At 32.9% G+C, this 17,044-nt stretch carries 18 protein-coding genes and 2 tRNA genes; 8 read left to right on the top strand and 12 right to left on the bottom strand.

The annotated features are described in order from the left end of the window. The 6 genes from ACXAFS_RS14585 to ACXAFS_RS14560 all read left to right on the top strand — a co-directional run bounded on the left by ACXAFS_RS14585 (position 1) and on the right by ACXAFS_RS14560 (position 7,111). Positions 1 to 852, top strand: a complete 852-nt coding sequence (locus ACXAFS_RS14585) for a peptidyl-prolyl cis-trans isomerase (protein ID WP_475307869.1) — start codon at positions 1 to 3, stop codon at positions 850 to 852. Continuing rightward, positions 800 to 2,263 carry a peptidylprolyl isomerase gene (locus ACXAFS_RS14580; RefSeq protein ID WP_475307868.1) on the top strand — a complete coding sequence of 488 codons (1,464 nt, stop codon included), beginning with the start codon at positions 800 to 802 and terminating at the stop codon, positions 2,261 to 2,263. The genes ACXAFS_RS14585 and ACXAFS_RS14580 overlap by 53 nt, the downstream gene beginning before the upstream one ends. A 3-nt stretch (positions 2,264 to 2,266) precedes the next feature. Next, the gene (locus tag ACXAFS_RS14575; protein ID WP_475307867.1) at positions 2,267 to 3,220 is read left to right on the top strand and encodes an AAA family ATPase; all 954 of its coding nucleotides are present in this window, start codon (positions 2,267 to 2,269) and stop codon (positions 3,218 to 3,220) included. A 249-nt stretch (positions 3,221 to 3,469) separates the two neighbouring features. Then, positions 3,470 to 5,737 (top strand): aconitate hydratase, encoded by a 2,268-nt coding sequence (locus ACXAFS_RS14570; protein ID WP_475307865.1) that lies wholly within the window; start codon positions 3,470 to 3,472, stop codon positions 5,735 to 5,737. Between the two features lie 127 nt (positions 5,738 to 5,864). Next, positions 5,865 to 6,536, top strand: a complete 672-nt coding sequence (locus ACXAFS_RS14565; RefSeq protein ID WP_475307864.1) for a Crp/Fnr family transcriptional regulator — start codon at positions 5,865 to 5,867, stop codon at positions 6,534 to 6,536. 101 nt (positions 6,537 to 6,637) lie between these two features. Then, positions 6,638 to 7,111 carry a TlpA family protein disulfide reductase gene (locus tag ACXAFS_RS14560; protein ID WP_475307863.1) on the top strand — a complete coding sequence of 158 codons (474 nt, stop codon included), beginning with the start codon at positions 6,638 to 6,640 and terminating at the stop codon, positions 7,109 to 7,111. On the opposite strand, the gene ACXAFS_RS14555 is transcribed toward ACXAFS_RS14560, so the two are convergent. The 6 genes from ACXAFS_RS14555 to ACXAFS_RS14530 form a co-directional block, all read right to left on the bottom strand. Beyond that, the gene (locus ACXAFS_RS14555; RefSeq protein WP_475307861.1) at positions 7,112 to 7,558 is read right to left on the bottom strand and encodes a sterol desaturase family protein; all 447 of its coding nucleotides are present in this window, start codon (positions 7,556 to 7,558) and stop codon (positions 7,112 to 7,114) included. An 18-nt stretch (positions 7,559 to 7,576) separates the two neighbouring features. After that, a complete protein-coding gene (locus tag ACXAFS_RS14550) occupies positions 7,577 to 8,416 on the bottom strand; it encodes a phytoene/squalene synthase family protein (protein WP_475307860.1) in 840 nt (279 codons plus the stop codon). Positions 8,417 to 8,448: 32 nt separating this feature from the next. Further along, on the bottom strand, positions 8,449 to 9,903 hold the full coding sequence (locus ACXAFS_RS14545) for a phytoene desaturase family protein (protein ID WP_475307858.1): 1,455 nt from the start codon (positions 9,901 to 9,903) through the stop codon (positions 8,449 to 8,451). Beyond that, entirely contained in the window at positions 9,903 to 10,805 is a 903-nt protein-coding gene (locus ACXAFS_RS14540; protein ID WP_475307857.1) for a MerR family transcriptional regulator, read from the bottom strand. The genes ACXAFS_RS14545 and ACXAFS_RS14540 overlap by 1 nt, the downstream gene beginning before the upstream one ends. Positions 10,806 to 10,946: 141 nt before the next feature. After that, positions 10,947 to 11,031: transfer RNA gene (locus ACXAFS_RS14535), tRNA-Leu, on the bottom strand. 52 nt (positions 11,032 to 11,083) lie between these two features. Beyond that, positions 11,084 to 11,156: transfer RNA gene (locus tag ACXAFS_RS14530), tRNA-Lys, on the bottom strand. A gap of 131 nt (positions 11,157 to 11,287) precedes the next feature. Here ACXAFS_RS14530 and ACXAFS_RS14525 point away from each other — a divergent pair. Next, positions 11,288 to 11,809 carry a shikimate kinase gene (locus ACXAFS_RS14525; RefSeq protein ID WP_475307856.1) on the top strand — a complete coding sequence of 174 codons (522 nt, stop codon included), beginning with the start codon at positions 11,288 to 11,290 and terminating at the stop codon, positions 11,807 to 11,809. Here the strand turns inward: ACXAFS_RS14525 and ACXAFS_RS14520 are convergent. Genes ACXAFS_RS14520 through ACXAFS_RS14510 form a run of 3 tightly spaced genes read right to left on the bottom strand, consistent with a single transcriptional unit; the run spans position 11,801 to position 13,309 of the window. Further along, positions 11,801 to 12,304 (bottom strand): phosphoribosyltransferase family protein, encoded by a 504-nt coding sequence (locus ACXAFS_RS14520; RefSeq protein WP_475307854.1) that lies wholly within the window; start codon positions 12,302 to 12,304, stop codon positions 11,801 to 11,803. The genes ACXAFS_RS14525 and ACXAFS_RS14520 overlap by 9 nt on opposite strands. 53 nt (positions 12,305 to 12,357) lie before the next feature. Then, on the bottom strand, positions 12,358 to 12,948 hold the full coding sequence (locus ACXAFS_RS14515) for a methyltransferase domain-containing protein (protein ID WP_475307853.1): 591 nt from the start codon (positions 12,946 to 12,948) through the stop codon (positions 12,358 to 12,360). Beyond that, positions 12,935 to 13,309, bottom strand: a complete 375-nt coding sequence (locus tag ACXAFS_RS14510) for an RNA-binding S4 domain-containing protein (protein WP_475307852.1) — start codon at positions 13,307 to 13,309, stop codon at positions 12,935 to 12,937. The genes ACXAFS_RS14515 and ACXAFS_RS14510 overlap by 14 nt, the downstream gene beginning before the upstream one ends. A 133-nt stretch (positions 13,310 to 13,442) precedes the next feature. Between ACXAFS_RS14510 and ACXAFS_RS14505 the strand changes: the two genes are divergently transcribed. Then, positions 13,443 to 14,483, top strand: a complete 1,041-nt coding sequence (locus ACXAFS_RS14505) for an FKBP-type peptidyl-prolyl cis-trans isomerase (RefSeq protein WP_475307851.1) — start codon at positions 13,443 to 13,445, stop codon at positions 14,481 to 14,483. Between the two features lie 84 nt (positions 14,484 to 14,567). Here ACXAFS_RS14505 and ACXAFS_RS14500 read toward each other — a convergent pair whose 3' ends face one another. From ACXAFS_RS14500 to ACXAFS_RS14490, 3 genes are all read right to left on the bottom strand, one after another. Beyond that, positions 14,568 to 15,155, bottom strand: coding sequence for an outer membrane beta-barrel protein (locus tag ACXAFS_RS14500; protein ID WP_475307951.1), 588 nt, complete (start codon positions 15,153 to 15,155; stop codon positions 14,568 to 14,570). A gap of 63 nt (positions 15,156 to 15,218) precedes the next feature. Beyond that, a complete protein-coding gene (locus ACXAFS_RS14495; protein WP_475307849.1) occupies positions 15,219 to 16,172 on the bottom strand; it encodes a transketolase family protein in 954 nt (317 codons plus the stop codon). Positions 16,173 to 16,191: 19 nt separating this feature from the next. Next, positions 16,192 to 17,037 carry a transketolase gene (locus ACXAFS_RS14490; RefSeq protein ID WP_475307848.1) on the bottom strand — a complete coding sequence of 282 codons (846 nt, stop codon included), beginning with the start codon at positions 17,035 to 17,037 and terminating at the stop codon, positions 16,192 to 16,194. Positions 17,038 to 17,044: the final 7 nt, after the last annotated feature.

Here is a 17,044-nt window from a genome sequence, read left to right as displayed (position 1 = left end):
TTGAAAAAAGCGTTCTTTATATTAACTGTTTGTTTGTTTTCTTTCAGCTGCGATTTTTTTAAAAAGGCGGATGATAGAGAGCCTATTGCAAGAGTTAATGAGACATATTTATACAAAGAAGATATTGAAGATTTAGTTCCTGAAGGTACAAGTAAGGAAGATAGTATAGTAATCGTTAACGGTTATATAAACCGTTGGGCAAGACAACTGTTGTTAATGGATGGAGCGTTACTTAATCTATCCGAAGAAAAACAAAAAGAGTTTTCTAAACTAGTAAACCAGTATAAAAGTGATTTATATACTAAAGCCTATTTAGAAGCTTTGGTGAAAAAGAATATAGACACTTTAGTTAATGCAGATGAAGCAGAGGTTTTTTATGAAGCTAATAAGGAGTCATTCAAGCTTAATGATGATTTACTACAATTACGATATATTAGTCTTCCGCTCAACCCAATAGATTTAGATACAATTAAGAAAAGGTTCAGACGATATGAGGCTAAGGATAAACGTTACTTAGATTCAATATCTATGCAGTTTAAGTCGTTTTCTCTTAATGACTCTATTTGGGTTAAATTTAGTCAGGTGGTAGACAAAGTTCCTGTAGTAACTCAAGAAAGTAAAGACCAACTGTTAAAAAAATCTAATTTCTTACAGCTCAAAGATTCAATAAACCTATATTTGATGCACGTTAATGACATACGTTTGCAGAATGATTATGCACCATTAGAGTACGTCAATAAATCAATAAAACAAATTGTAATTAATAAGCGTAAACTAGAGCTTATTAAACAACTAGAAAATGATATTTCAAAAGATGCAATTAAGAACAATAAATTTCAAATCTATAACTAAGGCTTTAAGTCTTTGTTGTTTTCTGTATGTTGGCACTATTGGTGCACAAGAGATAATTCCTGATGAGGTTAAGACTGTTAAGGAAAAAGCAAAAGACTCGGTAGTTAATACTACTAGAATAAAAGCAGATGGTGTAGCGGCCGTTGTTGGTGACTATGTCGTTTTAGAATCTGATTTAGATCGTGAAATTGCTCAGTTAGAAGCGCAAGGAGCCGATTTGAGTGGAGTAACGCGTTGCGAACTTTTTGGACTTCTTTTAGAGAAAAAGTTATATGCGCACCAAGCTATTCAAGATAGTATTATGGTTAATGAGTTATATATCAAATCACTTGTTGATCAGCAGATAGAAGGTATTCTAGCGCAATCTAGACAAGATATGGATTGGTTAATAAAATACTACAAAAAAGATTCTGAACAGGCTTTAAGAGATGAGATGTATGAGATTAACAAAAATGGTTATCTCGAACAGGAAATGCGAAAAAAAGTTATTGGTGAAGTTGAGGTAACACCAGAAGAAGTTAGAACGTTTTTTAATGAAATCCCAAAAGATGAAAGACCAACTTTTGGTACAGAGTTAAAAGTGGCTCAAATTGTTGTAGTGCCAGAAGTAACTGAAGAAGCAAAACAAGCTGTAATAGATAGGCTTAAGGGATTTAAGAAAGATGTAGAAGAAAATGGTGCTAAGTTTGCTACCAAAGCGCTTTTTTATTCAGAAGATTCTGGGTCTAAAAATAATGGTGGTTTATTACCAGCTATGAACAGAAAACAACCTAGAATGGTAAAAGAATTCAGAGATGTTGCCTTTAATCTACAAGAAGGAGAAATCTCTGAACCATTTGAGACAGATTTTGGATTCCACATCATTTATCTAGAAAAAATTAGAGGTCAAGAATATCAGGTTAGACATATCTTACTACGACCAGAGCTAACACCTGAAACTATTGAAAAAGCACAAGAAAAAATTGAAAAAGTAAGAGACTTAATAGTTAGTGGTAAACTGTCTTTTGCAGATGCGGCTTTAGAATTTAGTGACGAAGAAGAAACTAAGTTTGAAGGTGGTCGTTTAACAAATCCAACAACTCAAGATTTTAATTTTGAGTTGACAAAAATGGATACAGAAATGTATACCCAAATACAAGGTTTGAAAGATGGTGAGGTAAGTGAAGTGATTCAAGATGAAGACCGTATAAATAATATTAAGTTCAAAATAATGACTGTAACTGACCGTATAGACGATCACGAGGCAGATTTTGCAAGAGATTATTTGAAGATTAAAGAATTAGCACTACAGGATAAACAAGTAAGAGCAATCGAAAAATGGCAGAAAGAAGTGATTGAACAAACCTATGTAAAGATTAACGGCGAATATAGAGACTGTGAGTATCAGAGTAATTGGTTAAAAATTCAATAGTCTATGTCTGATGTTGCTGTAATCGAAAACTTCGTAAATAAATACAAATCACTAAAGCAGGAAATAGCTAAAGTGATTATTGGTCAGGAAGATGTTGTAGACCAAATTTTAATATCTATTTTCTCTGGTGGACATTCATTATTAATAGGTGTGCCTGGTTTAGCAAAAACCTTAATGGTTAATACCATTGCACAAACACTTGGTTTAGATTTTAAACGTATTCAGTTTACACCAGATTTAATGCCTAGTGATATACTTGGTAGTGAAATTTTAGATGAAGATCGACGTTTTAAATTCATTAAAGGGCCAATCTTTGCTAATATTATTTTAGCGGACGAGATTAACAGAACACCACCAAAAACGCAAGCTGCACTTTTAGAAGCTATGCAAGAGCGTGCTGTAACAGTTGCAGGTCATCAATACAAATTAAGCTTACCATACTTTGTGTTAGCAACACAAAACCCAATAGAGCAAGAAGGTACGTATCCTTTGCCAGAAGCACAGTTAGACCGATTTATGTTTGCAATCAGATTGCAATACCCATCTTTTAAAGAAGAGGTTGAGGTTGTAAAAGCAACAACTACAGATATCCAAACTACTGTTAATGCTTTGTTTTCTGCTCAGGAAATTATAGACTTTCAAAACGTAATACGTCGTATTCCTGTAGCTGATAATGTTATTGAATACGCTGTTTCTTTAGTCGCTAAGACTAGACCAAATGAAGACACTGCCGCTGATATCGTAAAAGAGTTTGTAGATTGGGGAGCAGGTCCTCGCGCATCCCAAAATTTAATTCTAGCAGCTAAAACGCATGCAGCTACAAAAGGGAAGTTTTCTCCAGACATTGAAGATATTCAAGCTGTAGCTATTGGTATTTTAAGACATAGAATTATTAAAAATTACAAAGCAGAAGCAGAGGGTGTAAGTGATGAAAAAATCATTGAGAGTCTTTTTTAATTTCTTCTTTTTTTAAAACACCTCACTAGCCTAATAAATTCAGAATTATTCTAAATAAGCCTAATTGTTAATTTTTTAAACAAACAACAATTAAGCTGTTAATATTTAGAATAATATACGTAAAAAATAACTTTTCGTGATTTATTTTCAGTGTTTTGAGGATTTCTTTACATATTTTTAAAAATGACTACTATTTTGTAATTTTGTGACACTTTAAATAAAATAATTATCAACCTTTAAATATACTTTATGGCTTTTGACATTGATATGATAAAAAAGGTTTATGCTAACATGACAGATCGCGTAGATGCGGCAAGAGAGATTGTTGGAAAACCATTAACACTTTCAGAAAAAATATTATACGCTCATCTTTGGGATGGAAAACCTACAAAAGCGTTTACTAGAGGTAAGGATTATGTAGATTTTGCCCCAGATAGAGTAGCTTGTCAAGATGCAACTGCACAAATGGCATTACTTCAGTTTATGCAAGCAGGTAAGCCAAAAGTTGCAGTTCCAACGACTGTACATTGTGACCACTTAATTCAAGCAAAAGACGGTGCAGCTACAGATTTAAAACATGCAAATGACACTAGTAGTGAGGTATTTAATTTCTTAGAATCTGTATCTAATAAATATGGTATTGGTTTCTGGAAACCAGGTGCAGGTATCATACATCAAGTTGTATTGGAAAATTATGCTTTTCCTGGTGGTATGATGATTGGTACAGACTCGCACACAGTTAATGCTGGTGGACTTGGTATGGTTGCTATTGGTGTAGGTGGTGCAGATGCTGTAGATGTTATGGCAGGTATGGCTTGGGAGCTTAAATTTCCAAAATTAATTGGTGTAAGATTAACAGGAAAACTCTCTGGATGGACAGCACCAAAAGATGTTATTCTTAAAGTAGCAGAAATATTAACTGTTAAAGGTGGTACTGGTGCTATCGTTGAATATTTCGGTCCTGGTGCTTTATCTATGTCTTGTACAGGTAAAGGAACTATTTGTAACATGGGTGCAGAGATAGGTGCTACAACATCTACTTTTGGATATGATGATTCTATGGAACGTTACTTACGTGCTACAGATAGAGCAGATGTAGCTGACGAAGCTAATAAGATTAAAGAATATCTTACTGCTGATGCTGAGGTATATGCAAATCCTGAGCAGTATTTTGATCAGGTTATTGATATTAATCTTTCTGAGTTAAGTCCATTATTAAATGGTCCTTTTACTCCAGATTTATCGACTCCAGCTGGTAAAGAAATGACTGAAAAAGCTACAGCAAATGAATGGCCTTTAGAGGTAGAATGGGGACTTATAGGTTCTTGTACTAACTCGTCTTATGAAGATTTATCAAGAGCATCTTCAATTGCACAACAAGCTCTAGACAAAGGATTAAAAACTAAAGCAGAATTTGGTATTAACCCAGGTTCTGAACAAGTGCGTTACACTGCTGAGCGTGATGGAATTCTTGAAGTTTTTGAAAAATTAGACGCTAAGATATTTACTAATGCATGTGGTCCGTGTATTGGGCAATGGGCTAGATATAGTGATCCTAAGAATGCACCTAAGAATAGTATAGTTCACTCATTTAATAGAAACTTTGCTAAACGTGCAGATGGCAATCCAAATACACATGCTTTCGTTGCATCTCCAGAAATGGTAGCTGCTGTTGCTATTGCAGGTCGATTAGATTTCAATCCAATGACTGATACTTTAATCAATGAGAATGGAGAAGAAGTAATGTTAGATGAGCCAACAGGATGGGAATTACCACCTAAAGGTTTTGATGTAAAAGAAAACGGATACTTAGAGCCTGTTGCGGATGGAAGCGGAGTAGAAGTTACTGTGAAGCCAGATTCTGAAAGATTACAATTATTAACACCTTTTGAGCCTATTGGTGATTCTATTACAGGTGCTAAATTATTGATTAAGGCATTCGGTAAATGTACTACCGACCATATTTCTATGGCTGGTCCTTGGTTGCGTTTTAGAGGTCATTTAGATAACATTGCTAATAATACGCTAATAGGAGCTGTAAATGCTTTTAACAAAAAGACTAACTTTGTTAAGAATCAATTGACAGGTGAGTTTGGTGGAGTTCCTGACACACAGAGAGAATACAAGAAGAATGGTATTTGGTCTGTGGTTGTAGGAGACCATAATTACGGTGAAGGATCTTCTAGAGAGCATGCTGCGATGCAGCCTAGACATTTAGGTGTTGCTGCTGTAATTGTAAAGTCTTTTGCTCGTATCCACGAAACAAATCTTAAGAAACAAGGTATGTTAGGTCTTACTTTTGCTAATGAGTCAGACTATGATTTAATTCAAGAGGATGATACATTTAACTTCTTAGATTTAAACGAGTTTGCACCAGACAAACAATTACATGTTGAGGTTGTGCACGCAGATGGTTCTAAGGATGTTATTGCTTTAAACCACACTTATAATAATGCACAAATTGAATGGTATAAAGAAGGTTCTGCACTTAATTTAATTAAGAAACAAAACGCTTAACAAGTTTAAACCTTAATAGATAAATTGAAAACTCTCAGTTGTTAGCTGAGAGTTTTTTTATTCTATAATGAAAGGTGTTATAGGATTATACGACTTTACTGTTAAACTCAATTAAAACTATCCTGTTATGAAAGCTTTCTGGTTTTTTGAAGATGTTAATCTATTTAAACTTCTTTGCCCACACAAATTCAAGCAATATAAAGCATGTCACACCTTTGATCAATATGGAAAAGAAGATTATATCTATTTTCAAGATGATACATCTAATAAGGTTTATTTGATAGAAAATGGTAAAGTTAAAATAGGATATTATACTGAAAGTGGAAATGAGGTAGTAAAAGCTATATTAACAAAAGGAGAATTGTTTGGAGAAAAAGCAATTTTAGGTGAAAGAAAGCGAGAAGAGTTTGCACAATCCTTAGACAATAATACATCTATCTGTCCTGTAGGTGTTGATACCATGCACGATTTAATGCGAGATAATAAGACATTTAGTTTGAGAATCTATAAGTTTATAGGCTTTAAATTTAAAAAGCTAGAAAGAAGGCTTCAATTATTATTATTTAAAGATTCAAAAACAAGATTGCTCGAATTTTTAAACGAATTATGCACAGATTATGGATACGATTGTGAAAAAACAGGAGACCATGTCATCAATCATCCGTATACTCAAAAGGATATTGCATCATTAATAGGTATTTCTCGTCCGACATTAAATATCTTAATGAACGAACTTAAAGAAGCAGATGTTATTGATTTTAACCGTCGACAAATTAGAATTTTCAGTACTTCAGCTTAACTTTGTGGATAATGAAAAGACGTTTTAAAAAAAGCAACATTATCTTTTTAGTGATAATTTTGCTATTGATAATTCCACAAACAAGGCAACCTATTCAAGTTTTGCTACATAAAGGTTTAAGTTATATAAATCAATCAACACTTATAGATAGTGATGAAAGAGTTGAAGTAGCTTACAATGATTGGAAGTTACGGTCAGATAATAATACAACCATAGATTTTCAATCTACTAAAGGTGAAGTTGTACTTGTGAACTTTTGGGCTACATGGTGCCCACCATGTATAGCAGAGATGCCGAGTCTTCAAGCATTGTATGATGATTATAAAGATGAAGTGAATTTTCTCTTTGTTACCAACGACAGTTTTGATGTTGTTAAAAGTTTTAAGGCAAAAGAAAACTATACGTTTGAAGTTTTTAATCCATTAAACAATAATCCTGAGGAATTAAAAACAAAATCAATTCCCAGAACCTTTATTATTAATAAAAAAGGTGAAATTGTAATTGACGAATCTGGTGCTGTGGATTGGAACAGTGCTAATGTTAGAAGCCAATTAGACCAACTACTAAAAGAGTAATTATTTAAAATATTTAAACGGTACTATTAGCATTCCAAAGTTTTCGCCATGATCTTTTCCTAGATGTTTGTGGTGTATTTTGTGGGCACGTCTAACACCTCTCGCATATTTATTGTCAATATTTCTTAGCCATTTAAATCGTTGGTGAATAAATATATCATGTACTACGAAGTACGCGATACCATAAAACAAAATACCTAAACCAATAGGTAAGGTGTACCATATATCTTCGTAATTCCATAAATAAAAACATACCATGCTTACTACTGCATAAAATATGAAGAAGACATCATTGCGCTCAAACCAACTATCGTGGTCTTTGTGATGGTGGTCTTTGTGTAAACTCCATAAAAATCCGTGCATAATATACTTATGGGTAAACCAAGCATTAAACTCCATTATAAAAAATGTTCCTAAGAAGATTAAAATCCAATAAACAGTTTGCATAATTTTTTGGGTTATAGGTTATAATAAATTTAAATGATATTTTACGTAACTACGAGTCAGTAACTCAATTTTTTTATAGTTTGGTACTCGTATTCTCGCAGACTTTATTTCTAAAGCAGGTGTATTCTTAAGCTTTTGTAATAACTTGTTGTAATAACGATAGGCCATAAATACACCAAAACGAGCTTCTAAAGGTAAGCGTTTTATACCTTGTAAACCCTTAGAAAAATCGCTCTCAATATCATCTATTATTGATTTTTTAGAAGCTTCATCTAAATGGTTTAAATCTGTGTTTGGGAAGTATGTTCGGCTCAAATCTTCAAAATCTGCTTTTAAATCTCTTAAAAAATTAACCTTTTGAAACGCTGAACCTAAGCTCATAGCAGAATCTTTTAAGTCTTCATATTTCTCGTTATCACCTTTAACAAAAACTTTTAAACACATTAAACCTACAACATCTGCAGAGCCATATATGTAGGCTTTATATTCATCTTCAGTGAGATAGTCTTTTTTATGCAAATCTAATCGCATACTACTCATAAATGCGTCTACTAAGTGTTTGTCTATGTTGTATTTATGGTACGTCTCCTGAAAAGAGTTTAGGATCGGGTTTAAGCTAATTTTATCTGTTAAGGCAGCTTCTAAATCAGCTTCAAAATTATTAAAGAGTTTTTCTTTATCATAATCATGAAATGAGTCTACTATTTCATCAGCAAAACGAACAAATCCATATATATTATAAATATCTTGTCTAATACTGTCAGATAGCATTTTTGTCGCCATAGAGAATGAAGTGCTGTAAGCATTGGTAACGAGCTTACTACAGCTTTTAGAAACGTTGTCAAAAATTGATTTCATGATAATAATGTCTTTTTCTTAGCGGTTAAACTTCATTTTTTTTGGATTAGTTCTGAAACTAATTTTCCTGATATTAGAGATGGTGGTACACCAGGACCAGGAACTGTTAATTGTCCTGTAAAGTATAATCCATCTACTTTTTTGCTTTTTAACTTTGGTCTTAAAAATGCAGTTTGTCTTAAGGTATTTGCCATGCCATAGGCATTACCTTTATATGAATTGTATTCGCGGATAAAATCCTTTACACAAAATGATTCTTTAAATAGGATACTCTCTTTTACCTTTTGATGTGTTAGGTTCTCAAAACGATTAATGATTATATCAAAATATTGCTCTCTTAATTGTGGTGTGTCCTCTAGTCCAGGAGCAATTGGTATAAGAAAAAAACCTGTTTCGCAACCATCTGGTGCCATACTTTTATCTGTAACCGAAGGGAAGTTAACATAAAATAATGGATTTTCAGGCCATTTAGGGTCATCATAAATATCTTCTGCATGATTTTCAAAGTCAGTATCAAAGAATAAATTATGATGTTCTATATCTTTTAATTTTTTATTGAAACCTACATAGAAGAGTAGAGAAGAAGGCGCGAAAGTGCGTTTCTCCCAATAATTCTCAGAGTATTGTCTGTAGCTTTTATCTAATAAAGTTTCAGAATGATGGTAATCAGCACCACTCAGTACAATGTCTGATGCTATGAAATTACCATTAGCTGTTATACCCCTCGTTTTCCCATTTTCAACATTTATCTTTTCAATAGTACTGTTAGTGTTTATTTTAACTCCTAAACTTTCTGCTAGGCTTTTCATGGCTTTGATAATCTCGTACATACCTCCTTTAGGGTGCCATGTGCCTAAACCAAAGTCTGCAAAATTCATGAAACTATAAAAAGAAGGTGTCTGACTCGGCTTTGCACCCAAAAACAAAACTGGAAATTCTAAAGTTGAAATAAGCTTAGGATTTTTAAAATTTTTCCTAACCTCCGAGCTTATTGTTTTAAAAAAACGATCAACTCTTGTTACAGTATCTTTTGTTACCAATTCAAATGGTGAAATTCCTGGTTTTAAAACCACCTTGTTAATTGCTATATCGTAATGGTCTTGTGCTTGAGCAATGAATTTGCGGAGTGGTTTGGAACTCCCAGATTCAATACGTTCAAATTCTTCACAGATTTGATCCATATGATCACCTATTGTTATGACTTCATCTGAAAAGAAAATTTTATAAGCAGGACTTAATTTATCAAGCGCATAATAATCGTTTGTGCTTTTACCAAAATCGTTAAAAAACTTTTCAAAAATATCTGGCATCCAATACCAACTTGGTCCGATGTCGAAAGTAAAACCATCCTTAATAAGTTGTCTTGCTCTTCCGCCTACAGTGTCATTTTTTTCAAAAATAGATACGTCATAACCGGCTTTTGCTAAATAGCATGATGCTGATAGCGAAGAAAAACCTGAACCTATTATAGATATTGTTTTACTCATTACTCGAGGCTTGTTGTTAAGGATTTTATACTTTTAAATGCTGATACGCCTTTAGGTAATTTATCTAAGTCTAAGGCGTTCAGCATTTGACCTAAAATCCAAAGTTTTGTATTTGAGTCTTTAATCAATAATTTGTCAAAATCCTCAATGTATTGCTCTATATCGTTTTTTTCAGGCTTTACAGTAAAATATGAAACATAAACAAGCTCTTCGTAATAATTTTTAAGGTCGGCTAAACTTTCTAACGGGACACTCATTCCTAACAAAATAGATTGATAACCTTTACTAACTAGCTGATGATTGATGAACAGTAAACCTAATTCGTGGATTTCATTTTCAGGTAAATAAAGCACAAACGTTTTATTAGATTTGTTTAATTGTTTGGATTGTGCTTTTTCCGTGTTTATCAGTATCTTTTGACGTATCAATGATGTTAAAAAATGCTCGTGAGCTGGCGTAATTGTATCAGTTTGCCATAGTAAGCCTATTTCGGTTAACAGTGGAATGAAAATATCATAGAAAACTGTTTCAAAATCTTTTTCGGTTAAAAGTGAATTATAAGTTTTATAAAATAATGCCTGGTCAAAATTTAACATAGATAGTTTAAATGCATTGATAGCATGACTTTCTAAATTACTCTCTGCAGCAATCTCTCTAACCAATACGGGAATCTGTTCTTCAGCAAGTGTTGCAATTTTAGAAATCTTATATCCATTGTTATTTAAATAACTTACATTTAGTAGCTTTTGAAAGCTTGCCAAATCGTAATATCTTATATTGGTATCAGTACGTTTTGGTTGTAACAAATTATAGCGCTTTTCCCATATTCTAATAGTGTGCGCTTTAATTCCTGTAAGATTTTCTAAGTCTTTAATACTGAATTGACTTTTAATATTGTTCATTTTTTATTAAAAATGTTTAAACAAAAATAAGATTTAAACTGATAGTTTAATCAGAATTAACAAAAATTAAGTAAAAAATTATTGTTAATAGCTGAAGTGCCTAAAAAACAATTAACAAATTAGAAGTATAAAGTGAAGTTGTGCGCACGAGAAGACTCGAACTTCCACGACCTAAACGGTCACTGGCCCCTCAAGCCAGCGCGTCTACCAATTCCGCCACGTGCGCAAAATGAAAAGTAAATATAAAAAAAAAGTTAAGCATTATAGCTTAACTTTTGTGACCGGGCTGGGGCTCGAACCCAGGACCCTCTCCTTAAAAGGGAGATGCTCTACCAACTGAGCTACCCGGTCATTAAGATGTTCTCTTAAATGAGGGTGCAAATATAAAAGGTTTAATTAATAAAACAATACTTTTTTTATTTAAATTTTTGTTTTTTTATTTTGATTAAGTTTGGTGCCTAATTTTTAATTATTTAAGTCTTATGATAGTTGTTTTAATGGGATATATGGGTTCTGGTAAGTCTACAATTGGTAAGAATTTAGCTACTGTATTGAATTACAATTTTTTAGACTTAGATGAGTATATTTCCAGTAAAGAAAGTACCACGATTAGTGAGTTATTTAAGACTAAGGGTGAGATTTATTTTAGAAAGAAGGAGGCATTCTATTTAAATGATATTTTAAGTTCAAAAAATAATATTGTTTTAGCTTTAGGTGGCGGAACACCTTGTTATGGAAATAATCTAAACGTTCTTTTAAATGAATCTAAAGTTTGTTTATTTTATTTAAAATTGTCTTTACCAATTCTTACCGAACGATTATTTAAAGAAAAGGAGAATAGACCATTAATTAGTCATTTAAAAAAAGAGGAAGAACTTCTAGAATTTATAGGCAAACATCTTTTTGAGCGCACTCAGTATTATAACCAAGCCACAAACATAATTGTTGCTGACAATAAATCTAAAAAAGATATAGTTGAAGAAATTCTTATGTCTTTAATCTAAGTAGGCTTCGTAAGGTTGCTTAGAAAGGTTCACATGTACATGTTCAAATAATGAAGTGGATAAGGAAATACCCTTAAAATCCGCTTTTACTGGGAATTTTTTATGATTTCGGTTTACTAATACAGCAGTTTTAAATTGCTTTAATGGGACATCTAAAAAATGCTTAATGCCATAAATTAATGTACTGCCAGAGTTTAAAACATCGTCAATTAAGACAATAGACTTATTTGTATAGTCTTCAGTCTTTATAGATGTTTTAATTGGGTTAGTTGGTTCATTTTTGTCAACAGTAACCTTGCAAAGCGTAGAATCAATATCAGAAATCTTATCGAGTTGTAATTTAATTTTTTTGGCTAAGGTGTAACCATTACTTTCAATACCAGCAATTACAATTTCCGATTCGTTTACATTACTTTCATAAATCTGGTAAGCAATACGTCTTATCTTATGCTCAATTTCCTTATGACTTAGAATGGTATTTTTAGTAAGTGCCATAGTGTGCCGTTTAAGTTTTGATTAGAAATGCAAAGAATCAATTAATGATTAAATTAAAGTCGTTCAAAGATAAAAAACAGTTCTTTACCTTGTCTTTCTTTTATTGAATTTGTTGCGCGTTCTAGTGTGTTAATTTTAAAGTATTTGCTAAAGATGGATTTATATTCTTCAACACTTCCGCCAAAAGGTGGACCGGATTCTATTAATGGAAAATCAAAAAGCAAACCAACTAGTTTGCCATTAGGTTTTAATAGTTGGTACATTTTTTCTACATATTGATTCCTTAAATCAGGATTTAGTGCGCAGAAAAAAGTTTGCTCAATAATAAGATCGAACTTTTTGTTGAGTTCAAAAAAATCCTGATGGAGTAATTGGTCACTAGGAAAATTTTCAACTCTGTTTTTTAAATTCATTAACGGTTGTTTAGCAATATCTAAAATAAAAGTGTTAGAAAATTCGTTGTTCCATAATAGCTCGGCTTCATAACTATTACCAGCACCTGGTATTAAGATAGTTACGGATTTATCTGCTAATTGCTCAATATATTCTTTTATTGGAGGTGATGCGTAACCAATGTTCCAACCAGTTTTATTCTCTTCGTATCTGTGTTCCCAATATGCTCTGTCAAACTTATTCTTCTCCATCGTCATAAAAGTTATCTATATCTCGTCTATCTTTTTTAGTTGGTCTTCCTGTTCCTTTTTTACGGTAGTAATCTTTACTGTATTTTAAGAGCTCTTTAGCTGCAAAAGCTTCTTTTGGAGTAGTATCTGTTCTATATATGTCTACAAGTTTTGCACCTACACGGTTTGGGGGTAGATCATTAACTATTAATTTATAGCTAATCTGATCTTTTCTTAATTCTATTTCATCAGTTGGGTAAACCTCTCTAGATGGCTTTGCTACAGTGCCATTTAGTTTTACCTGTCCTTTTTTACAAGCTTGGGTTGCTATGCTTCGAGTTTTATAATAACGTACACACCAAAGATATTTGTCTATTCGCATATATTTTAACTAAAATCTACGTTAAGGTTTTGGCATAAAAATATTAATTTAATGTATCTTGCGCCACATATAAATGCAATAATGAACACTTGATAAGGTTTGTGGTTAATTTTATCAAAATAATAATTACATTATGAATTCAATAAAATATATACTTTACTTTCTTTTAGTGTCAGTTACATTTATCTCTTGTAAAGATGATGATGTTAGTGTACCTGATGTAGAGGTGAGAGATAGAGGAGAACAACAAATTGCCGATAGTGATTCACTAATAGATTACCTGTCTACACATTATTATAACTCAGGTTTTTTTCTTTCTGGTACAAATCATAAGTATACAGATATTATTATTACAGAACTAGGGGAGGATGGTGTTGTACCTGCTGACCATACTCTATTAATAGATGCCGTAGAGACGCATAATACTACATATGAAGAAACCGATTACGATTTTTATGTTTTACGATTAAATCAAGGTGGTGGTGATTCGCCAAGGTTTACAGATCAGGTTAGAGTAAGATATGAAGGTTTATTAGTTGAATCTGGTGAGACTTTTGACAATGTTGTAACTCCGGTTGAACTTTTAATGCAAGGTGTTGGGTTTTCTGGTGGTGTGATTAGAGGTTGGCAATTGATTTTGCCTCAATTTTCAACTTCTAGTGATTTCGCTTTAAATAACGGTATAGTAGAGTATAATAACTATGGTTTAGGAATGATGTTTTTGCCTTCAGGTTTAGCTTATTTCTCAGGTACTGCTTCTGGTACGTTAACTTCTTATTCCAATTTAATTTTTAAGTTTGAATTGCTGCAATACGAAGAAGTTGATCACGACGGTGATGGTATACCATCTTATATTGAAGACTTAGATGTTAACTTTGACGTTCTAGAAGATGATACAGATGAAGACTCAGCACCTAACTATGTAGATGTAGATGATGATAATGATGGAGTTAATACTATTGATGAATTGATGTCAATTACCTATACAGTAGATACAAATATCAATGAAGAAGAGCCTGTCCTAGAAGAAGGTGAATATGAAGTGAGCAGATCAGAAGCCAACGGAATCATTACAATTAATACCGTGAAGGTAGTAGATTCTGATAATAATGGTGTTGCAGATTATTTGCAAGAGGATATTGCTGTGAATTATAACGAAGAAGAGGAAGGGTAATTTTTCCTAACCAGACAATAATAAAACAACAAAAAGCCGCTAATTAGCGGCTTTTTTTAATTGGATGTAAAAGTAATTTCTTATTTAAATGGCTATTGAAAGACTAAGTATCAATTGATCTGGTCTCGTGTCTATCCTGCTCAAATCTGTTGTAATGTTATTATTAATGAATGTAGCCTCATTATCATTAAAGCCACGCTCGTATCTGAGATCTATTCCAATTTTATTAAAATTGAGTCCAATGCCAAAGTTAAGACCCACAGAAAAGTCATCTTCAACATTGTTAATATCAATACCTTCAAAATCAGTATCTAGTATGTATTGTAAAGATGGGCCTCCAAAGACACTAACTGGCCCTAAAACTTTAATACCAACTAAAAGTGGTGCATCGATTTTTTTAACATTGAAGGCATTACTATCATAATCGCTTTTAGTAGCTGTATAAACTAATTCTGGTCTAAAGTATAGTTGGTCTCCAATTTTACCAAATAACCCAATATGATAGCCAATATTTCGATCAGGATTTTTAGCATTATCACCAATAGATTCAAAATAATCTCCGTTGGCACTATAATTTAAACCACCTTTAAATCCAAAGGCGCTTCCTTTTTGAGCATTAGCACTAAAACCAATAAATGCCAGAACTACAGCAAAAAATGCTGTTTTTTTCAAATTTTTCATAATGTTCGTTTTTAAGATTAGGTATCTAATATCAAAAACGTTGCCAAAATGAAGTTATTTTCTTTTTAGGACTTTTTTCACTGCTTCTTGGATAGCAGAACTATTTAATCCATACTTATCCATAAGTTGAGAAGGAGTACCGGACTCACCAAAGGTATCTTTAGTTGCAACAAATTCTTGAGGAGTAGGGTTGTGTTGAGCTAGAACTCTTGCAACACTTTCACCAAGACCACCTAAGTAGTTGTGTTCTTCGGCAGTAACAATGCAACCTGTTTTAGCTACGGATTCTAAAATAGCTTTATCGTCTAATGGTTTGATAGTATGAATATTTATAACTTCTGCAGTAATACCATTTTCATTGAGTGCTTTTGCAGCTTCTAAAGCTTCCCAAACCAGGTGACCTGTTGCTACTATGGTAACATCGTTTCCGTCGATAAGTTTTACAGCTTTCCCAATTTCAAACTCACCATTTTCTGGTGTAAAATTAGGTACTTTAGGACGACCAAATCTTAAATATACAGGACCATGATGTTTTGCTATAGCCAGAGTTGCTGCTTTAGTCTGGTTGTAATCACAAGTGTTAATTACAGTCATTCCTGGTAACATTTTCATTAATCCTATATCTTCTAGAATTTGATGTGTAGCTCCATCTTCACCCAATGTAACACCAGCATGTGAAGCACATATCTTTACATTTTTATGAGAGTAAGCAACACTTTGACGAATTTGGTCATAAACTCTACCAGTAGAAAAGTTAGCGAAGGTGCCTGTAAACGGAATTTTACCACCAATTGTCATACCTGCAGCCATACCAATCATATTAGCTTCTGCAATACCTACTTGAAAAAATCGTTCTGGATGATTGGCTTTAAATTCATCCATTTTAAGAGATCCTGTTAGATCAGCACAAAGTGCAACAACGTTTTCATTTGTTTGCCCTAACTCTGTTAAACCAGCTCCAAAACCAGAGCGTGTATCTTTATTTCCTGTGTTTGTATATGTTTTCATTCTTTGTTTTGATTGCTGATTAATAGTCTCCTAAAGTTTCTGCGTTTTGAGCTAATCCATTTGCTAATTGCTCGTCATTTGGTGCCTTGCCATGCCATGCATGTGTATGCATCATGAAGTCTACACCATTACCCATTACTGTTTTTAGTAAAACACAAATAGGTTTGCCTTTTCCAGAAAGTGATTTGGCCGTTGCCATACCTTCTAAAATGGCTTCAATATTATTACCATCTTCAATTTCTACAACCTCCCAACCAAAAGCTTCAAATTTGGCTTTAATGTTACCCATTGGTAAAACATTATCTGTAGAACCATCAATTTGTTGACCATTAAGATCTACAGTTGCTATAAGATTATCTACTTTGTTTCCGGCAGCATACATAATTGCTTCCCAGTTTTGTCCTTCTTGTAATTCTCCATCGCCATGAAGACTATAAACAATATGGTTGTCGTTGTTTAATTTTTTTGTTTCTGCAGCACCAATAGCAACAGACATACCTTGACCCAAAGAACCAGATGCAATTCTTATACCTGGTAAACCTTCATGAGTTGTTGGGTGACCTTGTAATCTGGAGTCTATTAATCTAAACGTGTTTAATTCTTCAATAGGAAAATATCCTGCTCTTGCAAGTACACTGTAATAAACTGGTGAGATATGACCATTGGATAGGAAAAATAAATCTTCACCAATGCCATCCATATCAAAATCTTCTTTGGTTTCCATTATTTCTTTATAAAGGCATACGAAAAATTCTGCGCAACCTAATGATCCGCCTGGATGGCCAGAATTTACCTTGTGTACCATACGTAGAATATCTCTACGAACTTGAGTAGTTAAATCTTCTAATTGTTGAATATTAGACATATTTTTT

The organism is Winogradskyella sp. ABM4_392, assembly GCF_056160445.1.
This window is presented reverse-complemented; position numbering and strand designations above follow the sequence as displayed.